Origin of the sequence: Streptomyces sp. NPDC059534 (genome assembly GCF_042743475.1) — a bacterium.
Classification (GTDB): Bacteria; Actinomycetota; Actinomycetes; order Streptomycetales; family Streptomycetaceae; genus Streptomyces.
This window is the reverse complement of sequence record NZ_JBHWAQ010000118.1, coordinates 1-2684: the sequence shown is the minus strand read 5'-3', so window position 1 is coordinate 2684 and position 2684 is coordinate 1. Positions and strand designations below refer to the sequence as shown.

Annotated in this window: 1 protein-coding gene; it reads right to left on the bottom strand. The window is 71.8% G+C overall.

Features of this window, described 5'->3' with window-relative positions:
* A partial coding sequence (locus tag ACFVZH_RS40150) for an AMP-binding protein (protein WP_384905569.1) occupies window positions 1-2645 on the bottom strand: 2645 nt, incomplete at its 3' end.
* Between the last annotated feature and the right edge of the window lie 39 nt (window positions 2646-2684).

Sequence of the window (2684 nt, the reverse complement as noted above, 5' to 3'; positions counted from 1 at the left end):
ACATACAACTCACCCACCACACCCACCGGCACCGGAGACAACCCCCCATCCAGCACATACACCCGCGTATTCGCCAACGGACGACCGATCGGAGGGCAGTCCCGGTTGTCCTGGTGGACGGGTGCGGCCAGCGACCAGACGGTGGTCTCCGTGGGACCGTAGACATTGATCACCTCGGAGGCGTGTCCGGTCAGTGCGGTCGCGAGCTTGGCGGAGAGCGCCTCGCCTCCGACGAGGACGCGCAATCCCCGGACGGCGTCCGGGACGCTGTCGAGGAGCCCGCCCCACAGGGAAGGCGTGGCCTGCACCACGGTGACCGAGTGCTTCCCGATGAGTTCGCCCAGGGCGATGGGGTCCTTGGCCTCCTCGGGACCCGCGATGACCACGCAGGCGCCGGCGAGCAGTGGCAGGAACAGTTCGAGCTGGGCGATGTCGAAGGCGACCGTGGTCAGAGCGAGCAGCCGGTCCCCGCTGTCCAGGGGAAGCCGGTCCGCCATCGCCTCCAGCAGGTTGGCCAGGTTCAGGTGGGTGACCGCGACGCCCTTGGGGCGCCCGGTGGACCCGGACGTGTAGATCACATAGGCCGCGCTGCCGGCGGCCTGCGCCTCCCCGGGCAACGCGTCGCCGCCGGGAGACTCCGTCGACCGGAGGTCGTCCGGGGTGATCCAGCTGTCGTCCCCCCGTTCCGCGCGCGTGGCGGCGTCGGCCAGAACCAGGGCCGGCTCCGCGTCGGAAAGGATCAGGTCGAGGCGCGCTCTGGGCTGCCCCGGGTCGAGGGGGAGATAGGCGCCGCCGGCCTTGTGCACGGCCAGGAGAGCGACCAGCAGGTCGAGGGAACGCGGCATGATCACCGCGACCAGCCGCTCCGCTCCCGCCCCGTGCCGCCTCATGGCCCGCGCCCAACGGTCCGAGGCCGTGTCCAGCTCCTCGTACGTCATCGACACGTCGCCGCAGATCGCCGCGACGGCATGCGGAGTGCGGACCGCTCGCTGCCGGAACCATCGCGGCACCGGACCTGTCAGCACCTCGCGCACGGGACCCTCGCCGGCGTCCGGGACAGCCCGACCCGCCGGGAGGGGGAGATCGCCCGCCTGGCCCACCGGACGGTCCGGGTCCTCTGCGGCCTGTGCGAGGAGGCTCTCGAATCCACGGGCGAGACCCTCGGCCGTGGCGCGATCGAAGAGGTCCTCCGCGAACACCAGCCACCCTTCGAGCCCATGGGAGGTCTCGGTGACGTCGAAGAGCAGGTCGAACTCGGTCGACGACGACCCGGCCTCGACCAGCTCCGTCGACTCCAGGCCCGGGAGAGCCACTGTGGCCGCCGCGTTGTTCTGCAGGCTGAGCATCACCTGGAACAGGGGATGGCGAGCCGGGGAACGCACCGGCCTGACCGCCTCCACCACACGCTCGAAGGGCGCGTCCTGGTGATCGAGGGCCTCCAGCACCCGGACGCGCGTCCGCTCCAGGAGGTCGGTGAAGGAGGGGGCGCCGCTCACATCGGAGCGAATGACGACGGTGTTGAGGAAGCAGCCGATCAGATCGTCCATCGCCATGTCGCTGCGGCAGGCGACCGGGCTGCCCACCGGGATGTCGGTCCCGGCGCCGCACCGGTGCAGCAAGGCGGCGAGGCCGGCGTGGAGCACGGCGAACAGACTGGTCCCCTGCCGCCGGGCCAGCGCTAGCAGCCGCCCATACCCCTCCGCGTCCAGGCGCAGCGGGACACCACCGGCACGATGCGTGGCGACGGCCGGGCGCGGCCGGTCGACGGGCAGGGCCAGTTCCTCCGGCGCCTGGTCGAGGGCCTGTCGCCAGTAGCCCAGCTGCTTCGCCAGCAGACTGTCCGCGTCGTCCGGCGAGCCCAGCACCTCGCGCTGCCAGAGGGTGACATCGCCGTACTGCACGGGAAGTTCGGTCCAGTCGGGCGCGACGCCGGCCGTGCGTGCGGCGTAGGCCGCGGACAGGTCGCGCCAGAACCGGGCCGCCGACCAGCCGTCGTAGGCGATGTGGTGAACAGTCAGCAGCAGGACGTGTTCCCGGTCCGCCATGGCCAGCAGCTCGCCCCGCAGCGGAAGATCCCGCGTCAGGTCGACGAATCGGCCGGGGGTGCCCGCCAGGACCTCGCGCAGCGTCTCGGCCGTGGCCTGCCGCACAGGGAAGTCGAGTCGCGCCAGAGCGGTCCCGGTGTCCAGTACCCGTTGGTGCGGTACGCCGTCCACCACCGGGAAGACCGTGCGCAGGCTCTCGTGGCGCGCCAGCACGTCGCCGATGCCGGCACGCAGTGCCGTCACGTCGAGGTCGCCGGTGAGCCGCAGGGCCGCGGTGATCTCGGGTGGCTCACCCTCTGTCTGCGCCTGGAACCAGAACCGCAGCTGCGCGGACGAGAGCGGCAGGACCCGCGGACGGGGCCTCCGCCCCAGCGGGCTCCGCGCCGGCGTTCTCGTGACGAACCGTTCGGCGAGCGTGGCCGGTGTGCGCGCCGCGAAGACCGTCCGCATGTCGATGTCGGAGCTCAGTTCGGCGCGGAGACGGCTGAGCAGTCGGACGGCCAGCAGGGAGTGGCCTCCGAGGTCGAAGAAGTCGTCGTCGACGCCGACCCGTTCCACCCCCAGGAGCTCCGCGAACAGACCGCACAACAGCTCCTCCATCGGCGTACCCGGCCCCCGCGAACCCGACGCCTCCACCAC